General features: G+C 71.7%; 21 protein-coding genes. 13 read left to right on the forward strand and 8 right to left on the reverse strand.

The genetic code is table 11. The annotated features are described in order from the left end of the window. Positions 1-9: 9 nt before the first annotated feature. Positions 10-1,074, reverse strand: coding sequence for an ATP-dependent DNA ligase (locus GEV10_13810; GenBank protein MQA79529.1), 1,065 nt, complete (start codon positions 1,072-1,074; stop codon positions 10-12). A gap of 144 nt (positions 1,075-1,218) precedes the next feature. Here GEV10_13810 and GEV10_13815 point away from each other — a divergent pair, with 144 nt between their 5' ends. The 3 genes from GEV10_13815 to GEV10_13825 are packed head-to-tail and all read left to right on the forward strand — an operon-like array spanning position 1,219 to position 4,704. Continuing rightward, the gene (locus GEV10_13815; protein MQA79530.1) at positions 1,219-2,901 is read left to right on the forward strand and encodes a hypothetical protein; all 1,683 of its coding nucleotides are present in this window, start codon (positions 1,219-1,221) and stop codon (positions 2,899-2,901) included. Beyond that, positions 2,879-4,045 (forward strand): sensor histidine kinase, encoded by a 1,167-nt coding sequence (locus GEV10_13820; protein MQA79531.1) that lies wholly within the window; start codon positions 2,879-2,881, stop codon positions 4,043-4,045. Before GEV10_13815 ends, GEV10_13820 begins: the two co-directional genes overlap by 23 nt. Further along, positions 4,042-4,704, forward strand: a complete 663-nt coding sequence (locus GEV10_13825) for a response regulator (GenBank protein ID MQA79532.1) — start codon at positions 4,042-4,044, stop codon at positions 4,702-4,704. The genes GEV10_13820 and GEV10_13825 overlap by 4 nt, the downstream gene beginning before the upstream one ends. A 9-nt stretch (positions 4,705-4,713) precedes the next feature. On the opposite strand, the gene GEV10_13830 is transcribed toward GEV10_13825, so the two are convergent. Next, on the reverse strand, positions 4,714-5,100 hold the full coding sequence (locus GEV10_13830; GenBank protein ID MQA79533.1) for a hypothetical protein: 387 nt from the start codon (positions 5,098-5,100) through the stop codon (positions 4,714-4,716). A 170-nt stretch (positions 5,101-5,270) separates the two neighbouring features. Between GEV10_13830 and GEV10_13835 the strand changes: the two genes are divergently transcribed. Continuing rightward, on the forward strand, positions 5,271-6,341 hold the full coding sequence (locus GEV10_13835) for an ATP-dependent DNA ligase (protein MQA79534.1): 1,071 nt from the start codon (positions 5,271-5,273) through the stop codon (positions 6,339-6,341). Between the two features lie 12 nt (positions 6,342-6,353). Here the strand turns inward: GEV10_13835 and GEV10_13840 are convergent, their stop codons facing one another. Beyond that, on the reverse strand, positions 6,354-6,911 hold the full coding sequence (locus GEV10_13840; protein ID MQA79535.1) for a DUF664 domain-containing protein: 558 nt from the start codon (positions 6,909-6,911) through the stop codon (positions 6,354-6,356). Between the two features lie 68 nt (positions 6,912-6,979). On the opposite strand from GEV10_13840, the gene GEV10_13845 reads away from it, so the two are divergent. From GEV10_13845 to GEV10_13855, 3 genes are all read left to right on the forward strand, one after another. After that, the gene (locus GEV10_13845) at positions 6,980-8,146 is read left to right on the forward strand and encodes an acyl-CoA dehydrogenase (GenBank protein MQA79536.1); all 1,167 of its coding nucleotides are present in this window, start codon (positions 6,980-6,982) and stop codon (positions 8,144-8,146) included. A gap of 139 nt (positions 8,147-8,285) precedes the next feature. After that, positions 8,286-8,642, forward strand: coding sequence for a PadR family transcriptional regulator (locus GEV10_13850; protein ID MQA79537.1), 357 nt, complete (start codon positions 8,286-8,288; stop codon positions 8,640-8,642). Continuing rightward, positions 8,639-9,577 carry a hypothetical protein gene (locus GEV10_13855; GenBank protein ID MQA79538.1) on the forward strand — a complete coding sequence of 313 codons (939 nt, stop codon included), beginning with the start codon at positions 8,639-8,641 and terminating at the stop codon, positions 9,575-9,577. Before GEV10_13850 ends, GEV10_13855 begins: the two co-directional genes overlap by 4 nt. Positions 9,578-9,588: 11 nt before the next feature. Here GEV10_13855 and GEV10_13860 read toward each other — a convergent pair whose 3' ends face one another. The 5 genes from GEV10_13860 to GEV10_13880 form a co-directional block, all read right to left on the reverse strand. Continuing rightward, positions 9,589-10,335 carry a pyrimidine reductase family protein gene (locus GEV10_13860; protein ID MQA79539.1) on the reverse strand — a complete coding sequence of 249 codons (747 nt, stop codon included), beginning with the start codon at positions 10,333-10,335 and terminating at the stop codon, positions 9,589-9,591. Positions 10,336-10,348: 13 nt separating this feature from the next. Beyond that, positions 10,349-12,088, reverse strand: coding sequence for a malto-oligosyltrehalose trehalohydrolase (gene treZ / locus GEV10_13865; protein ID MQA79540.1), 1,740 nt, complete (start codon positions 12,086-12,088; stop codon positions 10,349-10,351). A gap of 38 nt (positions 12,089-12,126) precedes the next feature. Beyond that, positions 12,127-14,472 carry a malto-oligosyltrehalose synthase gene (gene treY, locus GEV10_13870; protein ID MQA79541.1) on the reverse strand — a complete coding sequence of 782 codons (2,346 nt, stop codon included), beginning with the start codon at positions 14,470-14,472 and terminating at the stop codon, positions 12,127-12,129. A gap of 48 nt (positions 14,473-14,520) precedes the next feature. Continuing rightward, entirely contained in the window at positions 14,521-16,629 is a 2,109-nt protein-coding gene (gene glgX / locus GEV10_13875; protein ID MQA79542.1) for a glycogen debranching protein GlgX, read from the reverse strand. A 73-nt stretch (positions 16,630-16,702) separates the two neighbouring features. Continuing rightward, positions 16,703-18,310: a DNA alkylation response protein gene (locus GEV10_13880; GenBank protein ID MQA79543.1), complete on the reverse strand. Its 1,608-nt coding sequence runs from the start codon at positions 18,308-18,310 to the stop codon at positions 16,703-16,705. A gap of 66 nt (positions 18,311-18,376) precedes the next feature. Between GEV10_13880 and GEV10_13885 the strand changes: the two genes are divergently transcribed. From GEV10_13885 to GEV10_13910, 6 genes are all read left to right on the forward strand, one after another. Further along, positions 18,377-19,369: a YihY/virulence factor BrkB family protein gene (locus tag GEV10_13885; protein ID MQA79544.1), complete on the forward strand. Its 993-nt coding sequence runs from the start codon at positions 18,377-18,379 to the stop codon at positions 19,367-19,369. 175 nt (positions 19,370-19,544) lie between these two features. Beyond that, positions 19,545-20,606, forward strand: coding sequence for a ribosome small subunit-dependent GTPase A (gene rsgA / locus GEV10_13890; protein MQA79545.1), 1,062 nt, complete (start codon positions 19,545-19,547; stop codon positions 20,604-20,606). A 59-nt stretch (positions 20,607-20,665) separates the two neighbouring features. Then, positions 20,666-21,313: a phosphoribosyltransferase gene (locus tag GEV10_13895; GenBank protein MQA79546.1), complete on the forward strand. Its 648-nt coding sequence runs from the start codon at positions 20,666-20,668 to the stop codon at positions 21,311-21,313. Positions 21,314-21,414: 101 nt separating this feature from the next. Beyond that, positions 21,415-21,681: a WhiB family transcriptional regulator gene (locus tag GEV10_13900; GenBank protein ID MQA79547.1), complete on the forward strand. Its 267-nt coding sequence runs from the start codon at positions 21,415-21,417 to the stop codon at positions 21,679-21,681. Between the two features lie 173 nt (positions 21,682-21,854). Beyond that, on the forward strand, positions 21,855-22,913 hold the full coding sequence (locus GEV10_13905; protein MQA79548.1) for a hypothetical protein: 1,059 nt from the start codon (positions 21,855-21,857) through the stop codon (positions 22,911-22,913). Between the two features lie 237 nt (positions 22,914-23,150). Continuing rightward, complete coding sequence (locus GEV10_13910; GenBank protein ID MQA79549.1) at positions 23,151-23,921, forward strand: dioxygenase; 771 nt, start codon at positions 23,151-23,153, stop codon at positions 23,919-23,921. The last annotated feature ends 238 nt before the right edge of the window (positions 23,922-24,159 follow it).

Consider the following 24,159-nt stretch of genomic DNA (forward strand, 5'->3'; position numbering starts at 1 on the left):
CATGCCGAGTTACGCGGGTGCATTATCGCTGGTCACACGCTTGGCGCGGCTGGGTTGGACGCGCATCGGCTCGCCGGGCATCTTCGGGTAGTCCGGGGGATAGGGCAGGTTGCCGAGGCCCTCGTCGCGCTCGTCGCGGTCGGCCCACTCGAGCAGGGTGTCGAGCGAGTACGCCTCGTCGTCGATGCCCGCGTGGACGTGGCCGAGCTCGGCGAACCGCTTCGGCATCGACACCACGTCGAAGTCGTCGGGCGTCACGTCGCCGACCTCGTCCCACCGCAGCGGCGCCGACACGCGCGCCTCGGCCTTGGCGCGGACGGAGTAGGCGGAGGCGATCGTGCGGTCGCGGGCCATCTGGTTGTAGTCGATGAAGATCCGCTCGCCGCGCTCCTCCTTCCACCAGTTCAGCGTGACGTGGTCGGGCATGCGGCGGACGAGCTCGCGGCCGAGCGCGATCAGCGCGCGTCGCGACTCGACGAAGGTCCAGCGCGGCTCGATCGGCACGTACACGTGCAGGCCGCGGCCGCCCGAGGTCTTGGGCCACCCCGTCATGCCGAGCTCCTCGAGCAGGCCGCGCAGCTCGCCGGCGACCCGCGCGGCGTCGGCGAAGTCGGTGCCCGGCTGGGGGTCGAGGTCGATGCGCAGCTGGTCGGGGTGGTCGACGTTCGGCCGGCGGACGGGCCACGGGTGGAACGTCAGCGTGCCGAGGTTGCCGGCCCAGGCGACCACCGCGAGCTCGGTCGGGCAGACCTCGTCCGCCTTGCGGCCGCTGGGGAACGCGATGCTGACCGACTCGACGTAGTCGGGCGCGCCCTTGGGGATCCGCTTCTGGTAGAACGCGTCGCCGCGGTTGTCCTGGCGCGTCGAGAGCTTCGCGCCGGGGAAGACGCCCGACGGCCACCGCTCGAGCGTGGTGGGACGGTCGCGCAGGGAGGCGAGGATGCCGTCACCGACGGCGAGGAAGTAGCGGACGATGTCGCCCTTGGTGTGGCCCCGTTCGGGGAAGTAGACCTTGTCGGGATTGGACACCCGCACGGTACGGTCGCCGACCTGCAGCTCAAGTGCCTCGGACATGCAGACACCGTAGCGGTGCCGGCGCGGCGGCGTCGCCGACTTGACCGCGGACGGGAGTGGGTCGGTCACCCCCGCGTGGCCGGTACGACGGGGTAGGGTGGCGCCTGCGGATTTCGCGTCCAGGGCGGGAAGGCAAGGGAGGTCATGGTCGAGGAGCAGGCAGGCGTGCCCGAGGGTGACGAGGGCAGCACCGATCCTGCCGAAGAGGCGTGGCGTGACGCCATCGAGGGTCACTGCGACCGCCACCTCGGTCCGTGTCCTAACGTCATCGCCGAGACCTCGTCCGATCTCGTCAGGATCGACCTCGACCCCTACCTCCCCGCACACAACCGTGAGCGCACCACCGTCGTCACGGTCGGCGTCAGCACCAAGCCGACCTCGGCGCCCGACGCGATGGCGTCCTACCGGCACATCGAGCTGTTCACCTACCTGCCGGCCATCTGGTCGTACGGCACCGACGAGGCGCGCTGGTGGCCGTGCCGCATGCTCAAGGACGTCGGACGCCTCGTGCACCGCCTCGAGACCTGGTACGCGCCGGGCCAGCTGCTCGGCGGCGACCCCGACGAGCCGCTCACCGACGAGTCGCTGCTCACCGGCGTCGTCCTGCTCCCGCCGGTCTACGAGGACCCCGCCTTCGACCAGCTCGAGATCGAGGGCACCAGCTGCCGGTTCCTCTGGGCGTACCCGCTCACGACGCCGGAGATCGAGTTCGCCCAGGATCGCGGGGTGTCGCGGCTGCTCGAGCTGATGGCCGAGCGCGACGTCGAGCTGCCGCTTGACAACCGCCGCGCCTGCATGATCACGGGCAAGAAGTACGGCGCCGCGGGCGCCTCGCCCACGCCGTCGAAGGCCGACCCCGAGCGGGTGCCGCAGCCGGTGTCCGAACCTCCGCAGCCCGCGCCGAGCGCGCCGCGGCCGCCGTCCGACGCCTCTCGGCCCCCGGCGCCGCAGCACCCGTCGTCGCCTCCGCGGCAGCCCGCTCCGCCGCAGCCGGGCCAGCGGGTGGCCCAGCCCCGGGCGCAGCAACCTCCCGCAGGTCCGCCGCAGGCGCACGAGCCGTACGGCGGGGCGTCGGCCCAGCCGCCGGCGTACGGCCCGCCGCAGCACGGCGGCTACGGCCCGCCGCAGCCGTACCCTGGCCAGCACCAGGGCCAGCCGTACCAGCAGCCCTACCAGCCGTATCCCGGCCAGCAGTACGGCCCGCCCCAGCAGTACGGGCCGCAGTACGGCCCGCCGCAGCAGGGCGGCTACGGCCCGCAGAACCCGTACCCGCAGGGGCCGCCACCTCAGTACCAGCAGCCCCAGTACCAGCAGGCGCCGTACCAGCAGCAGGGCCCGTACGGCGGTCAGCAGCCGCCCGCACCGGCCCAGCCGAGCGTGCCGTCGTCGGCGCGGCAGTCGCCCGAGCTGTGGAACAAGATCCTGAGCGGCATCGAGCAGCGCCTGCACCGCCTGCTGCAGACCGACGGCTTCCTCGTGGTCGAGGAGGCCATGACGGGCTACTACGTCATGCTGGCGAGCAGCAGGCAGCGGGGCACGCTGACCTGCGAGGCCGTGAGCAACCAGTTCCTGCCCGCCGGCCGCCGGCTCGACGGCGACCAGGAGCAGCGCATGCGTGCCCTCGGCTGGTCGCCGCCGGGACAGGGTGAGGCCAGCGGCACCTGGAACCACGCGCGCACGCTGCACGTGCCCGTGAAGGCGCCCGGCGTCGCCCGGGTCGCCGTGACGACGCTGCGCGACATCTACGGCTGCGACCCTCGACGGCTCAGCTACACCGGCAACCCGTCATCGGTCGCCGACATCAATGAGCCGTTCCACCCGTCCTGAGGTGCGTCGGGTCAGGCGCCGCATCGCCGTCCCGTCGAGGCTGGACGCCGGGGTCGGGGTCGCGGGTGCAGCGCTCGCCGTCGCAGGCACGGTCGTCGCAGCGATGCGGCAGGATACCGGACACGCCCTCGACGCTGGCTCGACGGCACTCGTCGCTCTCGCGGGCCTTGCCCTCGCGTGGCACCGGCGGGCGCCGGTCGTCGTTCTCGGCGTCGTGGTCGCGCTCGTCGCGGCGTACCTGCTGAGCGGCTATCCGTACGGGCCGATCCAGCTGTGCATGGTGGTCGCCATGTTCGAGGTCGCGAGGCTGCGCCGGTTGCGGGCGTCGCTCCTGGTCTGCGGCATCGCCACTGCGGTGACGGTAGCGGCGCTGATGTTCCGCGCCGTCCTGCAGGCCGAGCTGCCGCTGCTGCTCGTCGTCTTCTGGGCGAGCTGGCTCGTCCTCCCGTGGTCGGTCGGCGCCCTGGTGCAGGTGCGCGCGGCAGCGACGCGACGTGCCAGGCGGGACCTGCTGGCCACGGGGGCCCTGGAGGAACGCGTACGCGTCGCGAGGGACGTCCACGACGTCGCCGGTCACGGGTTCTCCGCGGTGGCGATGCAGGCCGGCGTGGCCCTGCTGCTCCTCGACGAGCGACCCGACCAGGCGAAGGAGTCGCTCGAGGCGATCAGGTCGACGAGCACGCAGGCACTCACCGACCTCCGCGCGATGCTCGACGCGTTCCCCCGACCGTCGGGGAACGGGCAGGACGGTGCGGATCCCCTCGACGCTCCGAGTCTCCGCGACATCGAACCGCTCGTCGCCTCCGTACGTGCGGCAGGTCTCCCCGTCCGCCTCGACCTGCCCGACGTCCGGGTGCCGCGCGAGATCGAAGGTGTCACCTACCGCGTCGTCCAGGAGGCCCTGACCAACGTCCTGCGACACGGGGGTCCGACGAGCGCCGAGGTGCGGGTGGCCCGCGACGGCGACACGCTCCTCGTCGAGATCACCGATCGCGGTGTCGGCGCCGCGGACGTCCGAGCCGGCCGCGGACTCGGCGGGATGCGCGATCGAGTGGCGTCGGCCGGCGGGGTGCTGGTGACGGAGTCGCGTACGGGCGGGGGCTTCCTCGTCTCCGCGCGGCTTCCCACCGGGAGCGCGGCATGATCCGGGTCGCGCTCGCCGACGATCAGGCCGTGGTGCGGATGGGCCTGCGTGTGCTCGTCGACCGCGAGGCCGACCTGGAGGTCGTCGGCGAAGCGGCGGACGGCGTGGCGGCCGTCGCTCTGGTCCGCGAGCTGCGTCCCGACGTCCTGCTGCTCGACATCAGGATGCCCGGCATGGACGGGCTCGAGGCGCTCGCCGCGATCAGCGCCGACGACGAGCTGGCGGGCACGCGCATGATCGTCGTGACCACCTTCGAGACCGACGAGTACGTCTTCCGTGCGCTCCAGGCCGGGGCGAGCGGCTTCGTGCTCAAGGACGCCGCGCCCGACGAGGTCGTGCATGCGATCCGGGTCGTGGCGGCGGGTGAGGCGCTGCTGTCGCCGTCGGTGACGCGTCGGGTGATCGGCCGGTTCTGTGGTCCACAGGCGAGATCCGTGGCTCCGCTGCCCGGCGTCGACGAGCTGACCGAGCGGGAGCGAGAGCTCGTCGCCTGGGTGGCCACCGGCCGGTCGAACGACGAGATCGGCAGGGAGCTTGTCATCAGCCCGGCGACCGTCCGCACACACGTCGGTCGCGCAATGCTCAAGCTCGGCGCCAGGGACCGCGCGCAGCTCGTCGTCCTGGCCATGCAGCACGGGCTCACTCTGCCGGCGCCCTGAGTCCGGAGTTCACCTCGTGCCACCCGCGGCCCGGCGATAGTGGGCCTTGGTAGCCAGCAGGCCCGCGACCAGCGCGGTCGCCACGCCGATCACCTGCACTCCCTGGCCGACGGCGACGCTCGTCCCCGCCTCGCCGAGCAGGTTCGGCACACCGGTGGGGCTGATCAGGAAGCCGACGACGACGAACAACCCGAGGAACGCTCCCACGGCCGGCACCCACCGCCAGGGGGCGACCGCGACGAAGATCGCCCCGGCGACGAGGATGACGAGGCCCGGTGGGACGGCGAACGGGAACTCCACGCCCGAGGCCCACAGGATCGCGATGCCGATGGCACCAACGACCAGGCCGGCGATCGTCGTGACGCGGGAGCGGATGAACCTGGTGTGTGTATCCATGCCTTCAGGGTGGTCGGTCGTGCCCTACGCAGTCGTCCGTGTGGTGACGGCATCGGTGTACGCAGATCTTCGTACGCACGGACGTCGCAGGCGGTGGTCTCCCGACTGCCGACACGACCGATCTCGGGTCGCTGCCGGCGTCGCGTCGGGTGTTCGGTCAAGATGGCCACATGCGCCTACCTGTCATGCCGCCGGTCTCGCCGATGCTGGCGAAGTCGGTCAAGGAGATCCCCGCGAGCGCCCACAGCTACGAGCCGAAGTGGGACGGGTTCCGGTCGATCATCTTCCGCGACCACGACGAGGTCGAGATCGGCAGCAGGAACGAACGGCCGATGACGAGGTACTTCCCCGAGCTCGTCGAGGCGGTCAAGGCGAACCTGCCCGAGAGGTGCGTGGTCGACGGCGAGATCGTCGTCGTCGGGCCGTCGGGCGACCGGCTGGACTTCGAGGTGCTGCAGCAGCGGATCCACCCGGCTGTGAGCCGCGTGACGATGCTGTCCGAGACCACTCCGGCGAAGTTCGTCGCGTTCGACCTGCTGGCGCTCGGCGACGAGGACTACACCGAGCGCCCGTTCACCGAGCGGCGTGCGGCGCTCGTCGACGCGCTGTCGGCGGCGCGGCCGCCCGTCCACGTGACCACGGCCACCACCGACCCGGCGGTCGCCGATCAGTGGTTCACCCGATTCGAGGGCGCCGGCCTCGACGGCGTGATCGCGAAGCCGCTCGATGGCACGTACCAGCCGGACAAGCGCGTGATGTTCAAGATCAAGCACGAGCGCACCGCCGACTGCGTGGTCGCCGGCTACCGCGTGCACAAGAGCGGCCCCGACGCGATCGGCTCGCTGCTGCTCGGCCTCTTCAACGACGAGGGCGAGCTCGCGAGCGTCGGTGTGATCGGCGCGTTCCCGCTGGCGCGGCGCAAGGAGCTGTTCGCCGAGATGCAGCCGCTCGTCACGACCTTCGACGAACACCCGTGGGCGTGGGAGCGCCAGGAGCAGGGGAGCCGCACACCGCGCAACAGCGAGGGCAGCAGGTGGAGTGGCGGCAAGGACCTCTCGTTCGTCCCGCTGCGCCCGGAGCGCGTCGTCGAGGTGCGCTACGACCACATGGAGGGCGTGCGCTTCCGCCACACCGCCCAGTTCGTGCGCTGGCGTCCGGACCGCGAGCCGACGTCGTGTACGTACGAGCAGCTCGAGGAACCGGTCAGCTTCGACCTGGAGGAGATTCTCGGCCTGCGCTGAGCACGCCCGCCGTCAGTGGCCGACGGCGCCGTCGATGCGCTCCCTGAGCAGGTCGGCATGGCCGTCGTGCTGGGCGTACTCCGCGATCATCCGCAGCAGCACCCAGCGCAGCGAGAACGGCGTGCCGTCGCGGCGCCTGGTGCCGGTGTCGTCGAGCGACTCCGCGGCGGCCGCGATCTCGCGTGACCTCCCGCACTCCGCCCGCCAGATCTCGAACGCCTCCTCGACGTCGCCGCCGAGGTCGTCGAAGTCCTGGTTCGGGTCGTCGTCGGAGTAGTAGAGCATCGGGACGTCGTGGCCGGCGAACTGGATCTGTATCCACCACCGCTCGACGCCGGAGAGGTGGCGGACGAGCCCGTGCAGGCTGAGCCCGGACGGCGGCACGCTCTTCTCGGAGAGCTGTTCGTGCGACAGCCCGGCGCACTTGAGCGCGAGGGTGTCGCGGTAGTAGTCGAGGTAGGCGGTCAGCATCGTGCGCTCGTCCGCGATCGGCGGCGGTGGAGTGCGGGTGTCGTCTGCCCACTGCTCCGAGTACTGGATCGGCGGGTGCTGCTCGGCGTCGTCGCTCATGGCACGAGCCTGCCACCGCCCACCGACAGTACCTAGACTGCGGGCGTCGACTCGACGGAGGTGGCGCAGTGGACTTCTCGCTCGGCGACGAGGAGACGGCGGTCAGGGACACCGTCCGGGCGTTCGTCACCAAGGAGGTGATGCCGATCGAGCAGGAGGCCCTGCGCCGCGAGCGCGCGCACGAGCCCGGGCTGACCAGGGACGAGCTGCGCGAGCTGCAGCTCAAGGCGAAGGAGTTCGGCTTCTGGGGCCTGGCGACGCCGACCGAGTACGGCGGGATGGACCTCTCCGCCGTCGTGCAGTCGCTGGTCTGGACCGAGATCGGGCGGACGTTCGTGCAGTTCCGCTTCGGCGGTGACGCGGACAACATCCTGTTCCACGCCGACGAGGAGCAACGGCGCGAGTACCTCGTGCCGACGATCGAGGGGGAGCGGCTGTCCTGCTTCGCCATCACCGAGCCGGGTGCCGGCTCCGATGCGGCGAACATCAGGCTCGGTGCCAGGCGCGACGGGGACGACTGGGTGCTCGACGGCGAGAAGACGTTCATCACCGGAGGCGACGTGGCCGACTTCGCCATCGTGGTCGCGGTCACCGACAGGGACAGGAGCCCCCGCGACGGCGGCGCGACTGCGTTCCTCGTCGACCGGGCGATGGGCTGGCGGTCCGAGCCGATCCAGACGATGGGCGAGGGAGGTCCGGCGGCACTGGTGTTCGAGGACGTGCGGGTGCCGGGTCGCAACGTGCTCGGCGAGGTCGGGCAGGGGTTCCCGCTCGGCATGGAGTGGATCGAGAAGGGCCGGTACGTCATCCCGTCCCTCGCGCTCGGCATCGCGGAGCGTGCGCTGCAGATGGCGATCGACTACGCGAACACCCGTGAGACGTTCGGCCGGCCGATCGGCGCCAACCAGGCGATCCAGTGGAAGATCGCCGACGCCGAGACCGCGCTCGAGGCGGCACGCTGGCTGACGCTGCGGGCCGCGTGGACCGTCGACCAGGGCCTGCCGTCCCGGCACGCGTCGTCGATGGCGAAGCTCTCCGGTGCCGCGATGGTCAACCGGGTCGTCGACGACGTCCTGCAGATCCACGGCGGCATGGGCTACACGCGGGAGCTGCCGATCGAGCGGTGGTACCGGCAGGTGCGGCTGTTCCGCATCTTCGAGGGCACCGACGAGATGCAGCGGCTGATCCTGTCCCGCGACCTGCTGCGCGGCTACACGCAGATCGGTCTGTCCTAGGCCCCATACCCGTGAGCGGCACCCTCACCGCGCCAGGACACGGTGAGGGTGCCCCTGACGTGCCCCGGCTCCGCGACTGGCGTCGGCCAGTGGTTCCTTCCCTCTTGCGTAAAAGTCTATCTAGATAGAGAATCGTGCCATGACGTTCGCACGCAAGCCCTCCCCGCAGACACGTGCCGTGCTCGCGGCGCTCGCCGAGCGCACCGCGGACTGGAGCCACGGGTACGAGCTGTCGCGCACGCTCGACATCAAGGCCGGCACCCTGTATCCGATCCTCATCCGGCTGGCCGAGCGTGGCGTGGTCGAGACGGCGTGGGAACAGGAAACACCGTCGGGTCGCCCGCCGCGTCACCTGTACCGCCTCTCAGCCGACGGCGCGGAGTACGTGCGCGAGCTGCGGCTCGCCCAGTCGCCGGCAGTTCGGTCGACGACGGAGGGGGCGGCGACGATCGTGCCCCGTGTCATGGCGTCGAGACCCGCGAGGGCCGAGGCGTGAGCGCCGGCCAGGACGGGCGGTACGCGGGCGGCGCCAGGGCGGCCGCGGTCACCGCGGCGGTCACACTCGGACTCTGGGTGTGGCTCGCCTGGGCGATGGTCGAGGCGGGGACGGGTCCGCCGACCGTCCAGGCGGTCGCGTGGGCGGTCGTCGTCCTCGGCCTTCCGTTCGCGATCGCGGCAGCTGCCGTGGCGTGGCACGTCGCGCGGGCTGCGCGCGGCCCGGACGCCGCCGCACGGCTCCTCGCCCTCGCGACTGCCGGGCGGCACGGCCGCGGTGACGAGTGGGGCGCCGCGATGCGCGCCGAGCTCGCCAGCATCACGGACCCGGCGGAGCGTCGGCAGTTCGCGCTCGGCTTCGCCCTCACCGCACTGCGCACCGACTGGGGCAGGATGCCGCGGCTCGTCGCGACCGTCTCCTTCCTCGGTTTCGCGGCTCTCACCTTCGCCGCGTCCCGGATCATGCTCGCGGGCGACCGGGGCGGCATCCTCGTCGGCGCCCTGGTGCCGGGGCTCGTCCTCCTCGCCGTCGGACTGGTCGCGGCCCGCTCCGGCCGTTCGTTCCGCGCTGGGCTCGAGAGCGGGGTCGTGGGTCTGCTCGCAGCGCTCGCCGGGGTCCTGGTGGCCGCGGTGCCCGAGGCGGTCACCTGGTACCACGAGGCGGGCGCGTGGATCCTCGACGGCGATGCCCCGATGCACGGCATCGCCGGGCCGGGCGAGGCGGTGCGCAACGCCCTCAGCGGCCTCTCCTTCTTCTACCTACTCGTCAGCGCCCCCTGGCCCGTCATCGGCGCCGCCCTCGGCGCATGGCGGCGCAGGCGGCCCGAGGTCGCTGCTCCACCGGCGGACGCCCCCGCGGGATCGACGGGTTCGGCCCAGACACCCGAGCTCGGACACCGAGCCCAGGCATCCACCGGTGTCCTTCGCCGGGCCTAGTGTCCAGGGCACTAGCGGGTGTAGCGCAGGTACAGATAGCTGTCGTCCTCCAGCGCGTGGGCGAGGCGCATGCGCGCCCGCGGGACGAGGTCGGGGCCCCGCGCGATGCGCGACGCGTCGCCGCCGGCGAGCACCGGCGCGACGGTGAGGCAGAGGTCGTCGACGCGGTCGGCGGCGGCGAGGCCGCCGAGCAGGCCGGGACCGCCCTCGCACAGCATGCGGGGGAGCCCGTGTCCGACGAGGGCGTCGAGCGCGGCCCCCAGGTCGACTCGGTCGCCGCCGGCGAGGACCACCTCGGCGACCTCGCCCGCGGCGCGCAGGCGGTCGGGGTCGGCCGCCTCGCACGTCACGACCAGCGTGGTGACCTCGGGCTCGGTGAAGACCGGGGCCGTGAGGTCGAGGTCGAGGGTGTGGGTGACGACCGCGAGCCGGGGGACGGGCGCGAGTCCGGCCTCGATGCGCGCGTCGCGCCGTGCCTGGCGGGGGCGGAGCGGACCGTACCCCTCGGCGCGGACCGTGCCCGCGCCCACGACCACGACGTCGGCCAGCCCGCGCAGCAGGCCGAGCAGCTGCCGGTCGGCGTCGCTGCCGAGCGCACGTGAGCCGCCGTCGACGACGGCGGCGCCGTCGGCGCTCGCGATCATGTTGACCCGCAGCCAGGGCACCGGCGGGTACGCGTAGACCGCGTCGAGGTCGGGCTCGTCGGGGTCGCCCCACGTGGGCGAGGCGAGCGGTGCCGGTGGCACGACGAGGCGCATGGTCTCCGTTCTCTCACCTGATGGTGGCGATGGCGACCGACTCGCCGGGCAGGTCGATGCTGCCGTTGCGGAACGACCAGCCGCGCTCGGACGCGGCCAGGACATGGGTCGGCGCGCCGCCGACGAGCACCTGGCGGCGGTCGGGTCCGAGGTTGGCGGCGACGACGACGTCACCGCGCCGCACCACGAGCCAGGAGCCGTCGTCGGCGTGGTCGACATGGGCGTCGCCGAGACGTCCGCTCGCCAGTTCGGGCACCCTGCGGCGCAGGGCGATCAGCTTGCGGTGCCACGCCAGCAGGGAACGGTGCGGCTCGCGGTCGACCTCCGACCAGTCCAGCGTCGACCTCGTGAACGTCGCCGGGTCCTGCGGGTCGGGCACGTCCTCCGGACGCCAGCCGAAGCCCGCGAACTCGGCCCGGCGCCCGGACCTGACCAGGTCGGCGATCGCGGTGTCGCCGTGGTCGGTGAAGTACTGCCACGGTGTGCTGGCACCCCACTCCTCGCCCATGAAGAGCATCGGCGTGAACGGTGCGGTGAGGACGAGCGCCGCCGCGACCTGCTGCAGCCCGGGCGAGAGCAACGCGGAGCTGCGCTCGCCGCGCGCCCGGTTGCCGATCTGGTCGTGGTTCTGCAGGTAGCCGAGGAGCTGCCAGCCCGCAACGCCCTCCGGCGCGCGGCCGTGCCGCCTGCCGCGGACGACGGAGTGCTGACCGGTGTAGACATAGCCCTCGCGCAGTGCGGTCGCGAGGTCGTCGATCCCCGCGGCGAAGTCGGCGTAGTAGCCGGCCGTCTCCCCGGTGAGCGTGACGTGCAACGCGTGGTGGAAGTCGTCGCTCCACTGCGCGTCGATCCCGTACCCGTACCTCGCCCTGCTCGTGATGACACGCGGGTCGCCGAGGTCGGACTCCGCGACGAGGAACCTGGCGCGGCCGGTGCGCGCCGCCAGCGCCTCGACCGCGACCGTGAGCTCCTCGAGCAGGTGCGTCGCGGACCGGTCGACGAACGCGTGGACGGCGTCGATGCGCAGGCCGTCGAGGTGGAAGTCGCGCAGCCACATCAGCGCGTTGTCGACGAGGTACGCGCGGACGTCGTCGGATCCGGGACCGTCGAGGTTGACGGCGGGTCCCCAGGGCGTGGTGTACGTGTCGGTGAGGTACGGGCCGAAGTCGACGAGGTAGGCGCCGTCGGGACCGAGATGGTTGTAGACGACGTCGAGGGCGACGCCGAGACCCTTCGCGTGGCAGGCGTCGACGAACGCCTTGAGGGCGTCGGGACCGCCGTACGGCTCGTGCACCGCGTACGGCGCCGCGACGTCGTACCCCCAGCCGCGGATGCCGGGGAACGCGTGGACGGGAAGCAGCTCGACGACGTCGACGCCGAGGGCGACCAGGTGGTCGAGCCGCTCGGCCGCGGCGGCGAACGTGCCCTCGGCGGTGAACGTGCCGACGTGCAGCTCGTACACCACCGCGCCGGGAAGCGCGAGCCCACGCCAGTCCTCGTCGGCCCAGTCGTACGCACGCTGGTCGTAGACACGGTTGAGTCCGTGCACGCCGTCGGGCAGCCACACGCCGCGCGGGTCGGGTCGCGGGTCGCCGTCGTCGACCACGAATCCGTAGGACGTGCCCGCCTCGAGACCGGGCAGCTCGACCTCCCACCAGCCGGCGTCCCCGGACACGGTCATCGGGCGGCGACCGTCGTCGAGACGCACGGCGACGGTGGTCGCATTCGGTGCCCAGACACGGAGGTTCGTCATTCCGGGCAGGAGCATTTCACAGGTCGTCCGCCTCGCGATCAGGGGTGGAGAAGGGTCACGGGAAGGTCGGCGAACAATGTGTCGAGCCGCGTACCGCCCGCGTGTGACCGACCGGTGAAGGCGTCGGTCCACGTCCCCTCGGGGAGGTCGACGGACGTGTCCCGCCAGCCGCCCGACCTGGCGAGCCGCACGGGCAGGCGGGGTACCACGACGATGGCGCCACCGCGGTCGAACGCGATCGCATGGTCGGCGGCGGGCCCGGTGACGGCCAGCGGGGCGTACCCGGCGAAGAGGTCGGGACGGTCGCGTCGCAGCCGCAGGACGCGGCTCACGACGTGCACTTTGGCCACGTCGGGATCGTCGCGCCATGCGGGTGGCGCGGACCCGCGGTCGAGCGCGGCGAGCAGCCCGCCGAGCCGGCCGTAGTCGACCTGCCTGCGGTTGTCGGGGTCGACGAGGGCGAGGTGGAGGGCCTCCGCACCCTGGTAGCAGTCGGGCACGCCGGGCATGGTGAGCTGCAGCACCTTGTGCGCGAGCATGCTGCAGGCCCAGGGCTCCCGAAGATCGGCGACGAACGCCTCCACCGCCGCCCGGGTCGCCGGGTCGGCGAGCACGGCCTCCGCGTACCCGAGGACGGCCTCCTCGTAGCCGGGATCGGGAGCGAGCCAGGACGTCCGGCGCTTGGCCTCGCGGCAGGCCTTGCGCAGGTACGCGGTGAGCCGTTCCGGCGTCAACGGCCAGGTACCCGCGAGGGTCTGCCAGAACAGCGCCGAGGTCGGACCGTCGAGCACGTCCGCCGGACCCGAGGCGTGCCGGCCGGCGAGGAACCGTGCCCAGACGTCCGGCACCTCGCTCAGCAGGGCGAGGCGGGCACGCACGTCCTCGCTGCGCTTGGTGTCGTGGGTCGACAGGGTCGTCATCGTGCCGGCCGGCAGGTGCTGCGCGAAGCGGTGGAACCGCGCGACCGAGCCGACATCCGGGTGTCCGGGGTCGCCGCCGACCTCGTTGCGCGATACGAGCACGTGCCACCGGTAGAACGCCGTGTCCTCGACGCCCTTGGCCGTGAGCGCGCTCGACAGTTGCTGGAACCTGACCACCACCTCGCCGGCGGGGACGTCGGACAGCCGGCCGAGCACGAGGTCGGCGAGATCACGCAGCACCGGCGCGAGAACGGGGTCGGCGGACTCCGCCCGCTGCCTGGCCCGTTCGACGACCTCGGTGTCGACCGCGGACGGCTGCTCGCCGGGGACGACGTACGTGCGGTACACCGGCATGGCGACGAGCAACTCGTCGAGTGCACGCGCCAGCAGGTCCTCGTCGTGCGCGGGCAGGCAGGGCCCCACCAGCGCCGCCAGCCGGGCGCGTTCGGCGGTCAGCACCTCGCCGAGCACGTCCCGCTTCGCCTCGGCCGCCACCGCGTCCCAGCCGCGATGCTCGCCGGTCACGTCCTCGTGCAGTCGCGTCAGCGCGTCGAGGCCGGGCGCGTCGAGGAACACGTCGTCGACGGCGCGCAGCACGTCGTAGCCGCTCGTGCCGTCGCAGGGCCAGTCGGCCGGCAGCGCCTCGTCGACGCCGAGGATCTTCTCGACGACGACCCACGCGTCCGGAGCGGCGGCACGGAGCCGGCGCAGGTAGCCACGCGGATCGGCGAGCCCGTCGGGGTGGTCGACCCGCAGACCCTGGATGTCGCCCGCCGCGACGAGGTCGAGCAGCAGCCGGTGGGTCTCCTCGAACACCTCGGCATCCTCGACGCGCAGCCCGATGAGGCCGGACACGTCGAAGAACCTCCGGTAGTTCAGCCGGTCGACGGGATCGGACCAGAGGGCCAGGGCGTAGTGCTGCGCATGGACGACGTCGGGCCAGGGCAGCCCGCCGGTGCCGTCGGCGATCGGGTACTCGTGCTCGTGGTACCTGAGCAGGTCGCCGTCGCGGACGAGCTCGCCGTTGGCGACGGCCTGGTCGAGGCCGGTGCCGAGGACCGGCAGCACGAGCCTGCCGTCGTCATCCGCCCAGTCGACGTCGAACCACCGCGCGTAGGGCGACGACGGGCCGTCACGCAGCACCGACCAGAGGGCCGGGTTGGTCGACTCGGGAGCCGGGACTGCCATGTGGTTGGGCACGATGTCGACCACGCAGCCGAGGCCGTGCTCGCGCAGCGAGCCCTGGAGCACCCGCCAGCCGTCCGCGCCGCCCCGCTCGCGCGACAGCCGGCCGTGGTCGACCACGTCGTACCCGTGTCGCGAGCCGAGAGCCGACTCCAGGACGGGCGACAGGTAGACGTGCGTGACGCCCAGGCTCGCCAGGTACGGGACGATCGCCGCGGTGTCGCGGAAGCCGAAGTCGGCCGTGAGCTGGATCCGGTACGTCGACACCGGCGTCGCCACGGTCGTGCTCCTTCGCCTGTCGCCCTTCGCTGCGGTTTCCGCAGGTCCTCAGGTCCTTCGCAGCACGATCATCGACCGTGCCTCGACGTCGATCTGCTGTCCCGCCTTCGTGGTCGGCCGGTAGGTGCCGCTCGGCGTCGCCGTGTCGATCTCGACCTCCCAGGTCTCGCCGAAGCTCTTGTCCGGCAGGGTGAAGGTGAGGTCCTGGTCGTGGGCGTTGAACATCAGCAGGAACGAGTCGTCGCGCACTTTCTCGCCGTACGCGTCGGGCTCGGTGAGCGCGTCGCCGTTGAGGAAGACGCTCAGCGTCTGGCTGAACCCGTCGTTCCAGTCGGTGTCGGTCATCTCCTCGCCGCCGGCGGTGAACCAGGTGATGTCGCGCAGTCCGTCCGGGGTGCCGCGCACCCGCCGGCCCTGGAAGAAGCGGCGGCGCCGGAACACCGGGTGCTCGTGGCGCAGCGCGACGAGGCGGCGGGTGAAGTCGAGCAGCTCGGTGTCGCGGTCCTCGAGGTCCCAGTCGATCCAGGTGATCTCGTTGTCCTGCGCGTAGCCGTTGTTGTTGCCGCCCTGCGAACGCCCGATCTCGTCGCCGTGCGAGAGCATGGGGGTGCCCTGCGAGAGCAGCAGCGTCGCGAGGAAGTTGCGCTTCTGCTTGGCGCGCAACCCGAGGATGTCGGGATCGTCAGTGGGACCCTCGGCGCCGTGGTTCCACGACCGGTTGTCGTCCGTGCCGTCGCGGTTGTCCTCGCCGTTGGCCTGGTTGTACTTGTGGTCGTACGAGACGAGGTCGTCGAGGGTGAAGCCGTCGTGGCAGGTGACGAAGTTGATGGACGCGAACGGGCGCCGGCCGCTCGACTCGTACAGGTCGCTCGACCCGCAGATGCGCGACGCGAACTCGGGCACGTTCGGGGTCTGTCCCCGCCAGAAGTCGCGCACGGTGTCGCGGTAGCGGCCGTTCCACTCGGTCCAGCCCGGCGGGAAGTTGCCGACCTGGTAGCCGCCTTCGCCGACGTCCCACGGCTCGGCGATCAGCTTCACCTGGGAGACCACGGGGTCCTGTTGCACCAGGTCGAAGAACGCCGACAGTTTGTCGACGTCGTGCAGCTCCCTGGCCAGCGCGGACGCGAGGTCGAAGCGGAACCCGTCGACGTGCATCTCGGTGACCCAGTAGCGCAGCGAGTCCATGATGAGCTGCAACGTGTTGGGGTTGCGGACGTTGAGGCTGTTGCCGGTGCCCGTGTAGTCCATGTAGTAGCGGGGGTCGTCGTCGAGCAGCCGGTAGTACGCGGCGTTGTCGAGACCGCGGAAGCACAGGGTCGGTCCCTTGTGGTTGCCCTCGCCGGTGTGGTTGTAGACCACGTCGAGGATCACCTCGATGCCGGCGGCGTGCAGCGCCTGCACCATCTGCTTGAACTCCTGCACCTGCTCGCCGGCCTCACCGGCGAAGCCGTACCTGTTGTGCGGAGCGAGGTAGCCGATCGTGTCGTAGCCCCAGTAGTTGGTCTTGCCGTGCTTCTGCTGCTCCTCGGTCACCACGAACTGGTGCACCGGCATCAGCTCGACGGCGGTCACCCCGAGGGAGGTGAAGTGCTCGACGATCGCCGGGTGCCCCAGCGCCGCGTAGGTGCCCCTGAGGTCCTCGGGCACGCCCGGGTGCCGGACGGTGAGGCCCTTGACGTGCGTCTCGTAGATCACTGACTCGTTGTACGGGGTCTTCGGGTTGCGGTCGTCGGCCCAGTCGAAGTAGGGGTTCACCACGACGGAGCGCATCGTGTACGGCGCGCTGTCGTCATCGTTGCGTGCCGCCGGTTGGTCGAGTCGGTGCGCGAAGACGGCGGGCTCCCACTCGATACCGCCCTCGATCGCCTTGGCGTACGGGTCGAGCAGCAGCTTCGCCGGGTTGCAGCGCTGCCCCTTGGCCGGGTCCCAAGGCCCGTGGACCCGATAGCCGTACCGCTGTCCAGGACCGATGCCGGGCATGTAGCCGTGCCACGTGTACCCGTCGACCTCGGTGAGCTCGTGCCTGGTCTCGGAGCCGCCGTCGTCGAAGAGGCAGAGCTCGACCCGCTCCGCGACCTCGGAGAACACGGCGAAGTTCGTGCCCGCACCCGTGTAGGTCGCGCCACGCGGATACGGCTGTCCTGGCCAGACGGTCATGCCGCGAGACTAGCCGGTCCGCCGCTGTCCGCGATCGTCCGTGGACGGGACGTAACGGTCACCTCTCGCCGTGCTAAGGGGTGGCCGCGCGGGCGATGATCGCCTCGGTGTCGACGCCGCGGGGGAGGGTGCCGAACGTGTGACCCCAGTCACCCCCGAGGCGTGTGGCGCAGAACGCGTCGGCCACCGCCGGGTCGCCGTGCCTGACCAGGAGTGAGCCGGTCAGGACCAGTGCGGTGCGCTCGGCGAGGCGTCGTGCGCGGGCCTCGACACCGGCGAGGTCGGCGAGGTCGGTCAGCAGGTCGGTCACCGCCTTGTCGAGGCGGGCGTCCGCGCCCCTGGCCGACCCGATCTCGATGAGCAGTGCGTCGAGCGTGGACCGGTCGCGGAGCGCGCGGAGCAGGTCGAGCGCGTTGACGCTGCCCGACCCCTCCCAGATCGAGTTGAGCGGCGCCTCGCGGTACAGCCGCGCCATGCCCCACTCCTCGACGTAACCGTTGCCGCCCAGGCACTCCAGCGCCTCGGCGGTGGTGACGGGCGCCCGCTTGCAGACGAGGTACTTGCCGACGGGCAGCCCGATGCGGAGCAGCTCGGACTCGCCCGCGTCGACCGCCGCGGCGAGCCGCAGCAGGAGCGTCGTCGCCGCCTCGGACTCGACGACGAGGTCGGCGAGCACGTTGCGCATCAGCGGTTGGTCGGCGAGCGCCGAGCCGAACACGGTGCGGTGGCGGGCGTAGTGCGCCGCCCGGACCACCGCCTGGCGCATCACCGAGGCGGAGCCTGCGATGCAGTCGAGTCGGGTGGCAGCGACCATCTCGATGATCGTGCGTACGCCGCGGCCCTCCTCGCCGAGCCGCGCCGCGTGCGCGGCGTCGAACTCGACCTCGCTCGACGCGTTCGACCGGTTGCCGAGCTTGTCCTTCAACCGCTGGATGTGGAAGGCGTTGCGGCCGCCGTCCGGCAGCACCCGGGGGAGGACGAAGCAGGTGAGCCCACCGGGCGCCTGGGCGAGGACGAGGAAGACGTCCGACATCGGTGCGGAGCAGAACCACTTGTGCCCGGTGAGGACGTACTCGCCCGCATTGCCCGCGGGCTCCGCGCGCGTGGTGTTCGCGCGTACGTCCGACCCGCCCTGCTTCTCCGTCATGCCCATGCCGGCGAGTGCGCCGGCCTTGCCGTGCGCCGGCGTGAGGCCGGGCTCGTAGCGACCGGACGTCAGCAGCGGTTCCCACGTGGCGGCCAGCGCGGGGTCGACGCGCAGCGCGGGAACCGCCGCGTGGGTCATGGAGACGGGGCACAGGTGACCCTGCTCGACCTGTGACCACAGGTAGAAGCCGGCGGCGCGCGCGACGTGCGCGCCGGCACGCGGCTCGGCCCACGGCCCGCCGGCCAGCCCCCAGCCGACGGCGCGGTCGAGCAGCCGGTGCCACGACGGGTGGAACTCGACCTCGTCGACGCGCGCGCCGCCGCGGTCGTGGGTGCGGAGCTCGGGCGGATGAGTGTTCGCGAGGTCGCCCCAGTCCTGCGCCTCGGCGCTGCCGGTGGCCCTGCCGATCTCGGTGAGCCGGTCGCCCGCCCACCCTGCGCCGTATGCCCCGACCCCCGCGGCGAGGGTCGGGTCGGCGGCGAACGCGTCGTAGTCGTCCGGCGGTGGTACCTGGTTGAGCGGTGCCGTCGACATGCGGTCTCCTCGTGGTCGGCGGGCCGTGGTCGGCGATCCCGACCCGCACGCCGTACCTTAGAGCCCATGGCGACGGCCACCGGTCAACGTCGTGGGATTCGAGCGCTCGTGACCCGCTCACTGGCGCGCCTGTGGGGTGCGCCGTGGTTCCGTCCCGTCCGCCACGCCGGCCTCATCGTCAGGCGCACGGTCGTCGCGCTGTTCCGCTACCGCGTCACCGGCCTCGCGGCCGAGGCGGCCTTCTGGGCGCTGATGTCGCTGCCGCCGCTGGTCCTCGGGCTCATCGGCATGCTCGGCCACTTCCGCAGCTGGCTCGGACCCGACACGCTCAACGCGATCAGGGAATGGATCCTGCACGGCTCCGCCGTCGTGCTGACCGACCGCACCGTCGACGTCGTCGTCGCCCCGATCGTCGACGACGTGTTCCGTGGCGGTTCGGCCGACATCATCTCGATCGGCTTCCTGATCTCCCTCTGGTCCGGCTCGCGCGCGCTCAACGTGTACGTCGACACGATCACGATCGCGTACGGCCTCGCCGGCCACCGCGGGATCGTCAGGACCCGAGCCCTGTCGTTCGCCCTCTACGTCGTCGGGCTCGGGATCGGGCTCGTCGTGCTCCCGCTGCTCGTCGCCGGTCCCACCCTCGTCGAGCAGGCGATCCCGGAGAGCGCTCGCTGGGTGAACATCTTCTACTGGCCCGTCGTCGTGCTGTTCAGCGTGGCGTTCCTCGCGTCGCTGTACTCGATCAGCGTCCCGGTGCGCACGGCGTGGTGGCGCGACCTGCCCGGCTCCGTCGTCGCGATCGTCATCTGGGTCACGGGCAGCTTCTTCCTCCGCGAATACCTCGGCGCCTCGTTCTCCGGCTCGACGATCTACGGGTCGCTCGCCGCCCCCGTCGCCGTGCTCGCGTGGCTCTACCTCACGGCCCTGGCGATCCTCATCGGCGCCTCGCTCAACGCCGAGATCGACAGGGAGTGGCCGTCGCCGAGCACCGCGCAGGCACGCGGCAACGGCCTGCCCGGCCGGCCCGGCGTGAACGTCGACGCGAAATTGCTGTGACACCGGCAGCCGGGGGATCTAGTGTCTGCCTCGAGCAGATACGGCGTACGAGGAGGTGGTGGAAATGGCGGTCTCGTCCCACGTACTGCACGTTCCCGACCACCGGGTCGTGCGACGGTGACAGGCGTCCGGCCCTCCGTCGCCTGTGCCCGTCCTGCCGGAAAGGCACCTTCTCATGTCAGCTCCCACGTTCAGCTCGCTCGGCTGGGACGCCGAGCGAGCGGCGGCGTTCGCCGCCCTCGATGACGACTCACTGACACCGGCCCGGGTCACCAGGGTCGACCGCGGCGGCTGCGACCTGCTGACCGCCGACGGCCCCTGGCGCGCCACGTACGGATCCGGCGTCCTCACCACCCTGCCCTGCACCGGCGACTGGATCGGCGCGCGACGCTGGCCCGATGACCGCGTGACCATCGAGGTCGTGCTCGAGCGACGCACGCTCGTCCAACGTGTCGTGGTCACCCCCGGGCAGTCGGCCAGCCAGCCGCTCGTCGCCAACGTCGACGTCGTCCTGATCGCGGAGGGCGCGGTCCCCGACCCCGATCTCGGCCGGCTCGAACGGCTGCTCGCGGTCGCCTGGGAGAGCGGCGCCGCCCCGGTCATCCTGCTCACCAAGGCCGACCTCGCCGGCGACGCGATCGACGTACTCGTCGACGACGTCGTCGCCATCGCGCCCGGTGCGCCCGTCCACGCGGTGAGTTCCGTCACCGGCGACGGTCTCGAAGGCGTCCGCGAGCACCTCGGCCCGGGACGGACGGCCGCGCTGCTCGGCGCCTCCGGCGTCGGGAAGTCGACACTCGTGAACGCACTCGCCGGCGTCACGGTCATGGCCACGCGCATGCTGCGGGCCGACGGCAAGGGCAGGCACACGACGGTGACCCGCGAGCTGATCCCGCTGCCCGACGGCACGGTGCTCGTCGACACCCCTGGACTGCGCAGCATCGGCCTCAACGTCGCCAGGGAGAACGTCGGCCGCGTCTTCGCGGACATCGAGGAGCTGGCGTCCCGATGCCGGTTCGGTGACTGCACCCACGAGGTCGAGCCCGACTGCGCCGTGCGCGCCGCGCTCGACGCGGGCGAGCTGGCCGAACGCCGCATGCGCAGCTGGCGCAAGCTGCAACGCGAGGCGCTGTACCAGCAGGCAAGGGTCGACCAGCGCCTCCGGGCCGAGCGCCGCAAGGAGCAACTGCGCCGCGGACGCGAGGCGCGAGACGCCAGGGGCCGCGCCCGTCGCTGAATGCGCGGCTGCCCAGGTGCCGCCTTCCGCAGGCGCACCACGAGGTACAGACTGTGCGCATGCAGTTCCGTGACCGAGCGGATGCGGGAAGGCAGCTGGGACTCGCGGTGGAGCTGTACCGCGACACCCGGCCCGTCGTCGTCGGACTCGTGCGCGGAGGTGTGGTCGTCGCCGCCGAGGTGGCGCGCGCGCTCGATGTCCCGGTCTACGCGACCCTCGTGCGCAAGCTCGGTCATCCCTGTTATCCCGAGCTCGGACTCGGCGCCATCGCAGAGGACGGCGTCCCCGTCTGGAACGAGCCGGTGCTCGGCCAGGCACCGAGCACCGAGTCCGCCAGGTACGGCATCCTCGCGCGCGAACGAGCCGAGATGAAGCGCCGGCTGGCGTGCTTCACGTCGGGGCTGCTGCCGGACTCCCTCGACGGCCGCACCGTGCTGCTCGTCGACGACGGCCTGGCGACGGGCGGGTCGGCCCGCGCCGCGGTCGGCTTCGTACGGCGGCGCAGGCCGGCGAAGCTCGTGCTGACCGTCCCCGTCGGGTCTCCCGACGCGGTACACCTGCTGCGCGACGTGGTCGACGACCTCATCACCCTCGTGACCCCGGCCGATTTCGAGTCCGTCGGGCGCTGGTACGACAGTTTCGAGCAGTGTGACGACGCCGGCGTGTTCGCTGCGTTAGGGCATGATCACGGACTGCGGTCGCGCTGAATTCATTCGGAACCGGCGTGTTGATCGCGGCGTCCCACGCTTCGTATCGTCGAACCTCACACACCGGGGGAGACACAAAAGTGCGTGACCTACAGCTGCTGATGTCCGCGAGCGCTCGCTGGAGCGATTCTGCCGCATGCAGCACCGTATCGGCCGACCTGTTCTTCGACAGCGAGGGCGAGACGCGAGAAGGACGCGAAATCCGTGAACGGGCCGCGAAGGCGGTCTGCGCCGGCTGTCCGGCTCTCGCCGTCTGCCTCGACTTCGCCGTCGACCGTCCCGGCCTGCACGGCCTGTGGGGCGGCATGAACGGCCGTGAGCGTGCGGCAGAGCGCCGGCGCCGGTCGAGATCGGTCGCGGCGGCCTAGACCTCCCCGGCGGGCAAACCACAACAGACCCGGCGCATCGGCGCGTGGATTCGAACCCGCGCCGGTGCGCCTCCAAACGTGCCGCGACGCCCTGTGCCACTGTGACCTCGAGGTTCCTCGCGAACAGGGGAGCGACCGTGGCCGAGATCGTTTGTCCGCACTGTCATGCGACGGTGCCAAGAGACGGTGCCTTCTGCCCGCGGTGCAGGAGCTTCATCGGGTCCGGCGTCGCCGCTGAGGGCGCCTCGCGACGGACCGTCGAGCCCGCGGCCGTCACGGGGCGCCGCGCGGAGGCGCTCGCCGAGGAGTCGACCGCCGAGCCCGTCTCCGCGGGTCCCCAGGACACGGGTACCAGGCACACCGAGGTGAGGGACGTCGTCGAGGAAGCCGTCCGCTCGTCGATGGCCACGAAGCGCGGCAACCGGATCGCGCTCGACGACGACCCCGGTGACGACCCGTATCCCTCCGACTCCGCGGTCGCCCGGCGCCGACGTCCCGCGGGCGCCGGGTCGCCGCGCAGCCGTCGTCCCGGTGGGAGCGACGGCACGAGGATGCCTCCGGGTCGCGACGACGGCCCGCCACCGCTGGCCAGGTTCGTCGCCTGGATCCTCGCCGTTCCCGACCGGGTCCGCACCACCTCCAGGCGGCTCGGGGCCCTGCCCGTCGTCGTCCTCGTCGTGGTCCTGGCGCTGCTCGCGTCCGGTGGTCTCCTGTACGCGGTCGGCGCGTTCGACAGCAGACCCGACACCAAGCCGGTGGCGAAGAGCCCGGTGCGGGTGCTCGCACCGGCGTCCTTCAAGGCGTCGTGCGCGGCCAAGCCGAGCACGACCGCGGCGGGCAAGAAGGTGACGTTCGGCGCGAAGCACCTGGTCGACGGCGAGACCACCACCGGCTGGCGGTGTCCTGGCGACGGCAGCAGGCAGCAGGTGACGTTCTCGTTCGCCGAACCGGTCGAGGTGACCAAGGTGGCGCTCGTCCCCGGCTGGGCGACGAAGGACCCCACCAGCAAGGCCGACAGGTTCGCCGAGAACGGCGCCCCGACCGCCGTCGCCTGGCGGTTCGACAAGACGTCGGTCAAGCAACGCATCGCCAGGCCGGAGCCGGCGTGGGCGACGATGACCCTCGACGCCCCCGTGACGACCCGCGCGGTGACCATGAGCATCGACGCGGTCCGCAAGGGCGAGCGGCGCGCGATGGTCGCGGTGAGCGAGATCCGCATCTACGGACGTTGATTCGCGGGCCCTGCCCGATCGCGGCGAAGGACACGTGTCGTTCTCATGCCGAGATGGTGTGATCTGGCGGTCACTTTCGGTATAGTCGCTCTTCGCCACCTCTTCTCTCTCGGGGCGAGAAGAGGTGGCTTTTTCATCCCCGCCGTCTAGTTGACGATTCAAGCGTCGAGCTACGCTGAGCCCAGGACCACGACGCAGGGGGCGCTCATGTCCGACGAACGGACCCCGGGCACGCGGATGCCGGTGCTCTATCTCAGCCACGGCGCGCCGCCGCTCGCCGACGACGCCGTGTGGACCCGCGAGCTCGCCGACTGGGCGGGACGGTTCCCGCGGCCGCGCGCGGTGTTGATGGTCTCCGCGCACTGGGAGGAGTCGCCGCTCACGCTCGGCGCGACGTCGACGGTGCCCCTGACGTACGACTTCTGGGGCTTCCCGCAGCGCTACTACGACGTCGAGTACCCGGCACCGGGGGCGCCGGAGCTCGCCGCCGCCGTCCGCCGGCTGCTGCACTCGCCCGAGTACCCGGTGCACGACGATCCCAGGCGCGGGCTCGACCACGGCGCGTACGTGCCGCTCGTCGAGATGTACCCGGACGCCGACGTGCCGGTGCTCCAGGTGTCGATGCCGACGCTGGAGCCGGAGACACTGTTCAGGCTGGGACGCGGCCTGGCGCCGCTGCGCGACGACGGCGTGCTGGTCGTCGGCAGCGGGTTCACGACGCACAACCTGCACGAGACCGACATGAGCCGGGGGAGTGACATCGCTCCGCCGACGTGGTCGACCGAGTTCGACGACTGGGTCGACGGCGCGGTCGCCGCGACCGACGTCGACGCGCTGCTCGACTTCCGGCGCAAGGCACCCGCCGCGCACCGGGCACATCCGCGTACGGAGCACTTCGCGCCGCTGTTCGTCGCTCTCGGCGCGGGCGTCGAGACGCTGCGCTCGAGCGAGGCTGTCATCGACGGCTACTGGTACGGCCTGGCGAAGCGCTCGTTCCAGTTCGACTGATCAGCGATGGTGCTTCACCTCGTGGAGATGGACTTCACCTCGTCCCTGCACGAGGTGAAGTCAACGCTGATCACGTTAACCTCGATTGTTCACGTGGGGTGGTGACGTGTTTCTGACTTCGTGACGCACTTTGGCGTTGGATTAGCCAACATCGTCGGGGTTCTGGGTGGGTTGAGTCTGTCGTTCTTGGCGGTGGGTGGCAAGCCGGTGTAGCCGGGCTTGCTCGAGGCCGGCCTGG

The organism is Streptosporangiales bacterium, assembly GCA_009379955.1.
Classification (GTDB): Bacteria; Actinomycetota; Actinomycetes; order Streptosporangiales; family WHST01; genus WHST01.

Bases quoted from the DNA above. Each gene is read 5' to 3' on its own strand.
- GEV10_13885 (MQA79544.1), top strand. From the start codon at position 18,377: ATGGCGACGGCCACCGGTCAACGTCGTGGGATTCGAGCGCTCGTGACC.
- GEV10_13840 (MQA79535.1), bottom strand. From the start codon at position 6,911: ATGAGCGACGACGCCGAGCAGCACCCGCCGATCCAGTACTCGGAGCAG.
- GEV10_13850 (MQA79537.1), top strand. From the start codon at position 8,286: ATGACGTTCGCACGCAAGCCCTCCCCGCAGACACGTGCCGTGCTCGCG.
- GEV10_13825 (MQA79532.1), top strand. From the start codon at position 4,042: ATGATCCGGGTCGCGCTCGCCGACGATCAGGCCGTGGTGCGGATGGGC.
- glgX (MQA79542.1), bottom strand. From the start codon at position 16,629: ATGACCGTCTGGCCAGGACAGCCGTATCCGCGTGGCGCGACCTACACG.
- GEV10_13880 (MQA79543.1), bottom strand. From the start codon at position 18,310: ATGTCGACGGCACCGCTCAACCAGGTACCACCGCCGGACGACTACGAC.
- GEV10_13815 (MQA79530.1), top strand. From the start codon at position 1,219: ATGGTCGAGGAGCAGGCAGGCGTGCCCGAGGGTGACGAGGGCAGCACC.
- GEV10_13820 (MQA79531.1), top strand. From the start codon at position 2,879: ATGAGCCGTTCCACCCGTCCTGAGGTGCGTCGGGTCAGGCGCCGCATC.
- GEV10_13810 (MQA79529.1), bottom strand. From the start codon at position 1,074: ATGTCCGAGGCACTTGAGCTGCAGGTCGGCGACCGTACCGTGCGGGTG.
- GEV10_13900 (MQA79547.1), top strand. From the start codon at position 21,415: ATGTCCGCGAGCGCTCGCTGGAGCGATTCTGCCGCATGCAGCACCGTA.
- GEV10_13895 (MQA79546.1), top strand. From the start codon at position 20,666: ATGCAGTTCCGTGACCGAGCGGATGCGGGAAGGCAGCTGGGACTCGCG.
- GEV10_13835 (MQA79534.1), top strand. From the start codon at position 5,271: ATGCGCCTACCTGTCATGCCGCCGGTCTCGCCGATGCTGGCGAAGTCG.
- GEV10_13860 (MQA79539.1), bottom strand. From the start codon at position 10,335: ATGCGCCTCGTCGTGCCACCGGCACCGCTCGCCTCGCCCACGTGGGGC.
- GEV10_13910 (MQA79549.1), top strand. From the start codon at position 23,151: ATGCCGGTGCTCTATCTCAGCCACGGCGCGCCGCCGCTCGCCGACGAC.
- rsgA (MQA79545.1), top strand. From the start codon at position 19,545: ATGTCAGCTCCCACGTTCAGCTCGCTCGGCTGGGACGCCGAGCGAGCG.
- treZ (MQA79540.1), bottom strand. From the start codon at position 12,088: ATGACGAACCTCCGTGTCTGGGCACCGAATGCGACCACCGTCGCCGTG.
- GEV10_13830 (MQA79533.1), bottom strand. From the start codon at position 5,100: ATGGATACACACACCAGGTTCATCCGCTCCCGCGTCACGACGATCGCC.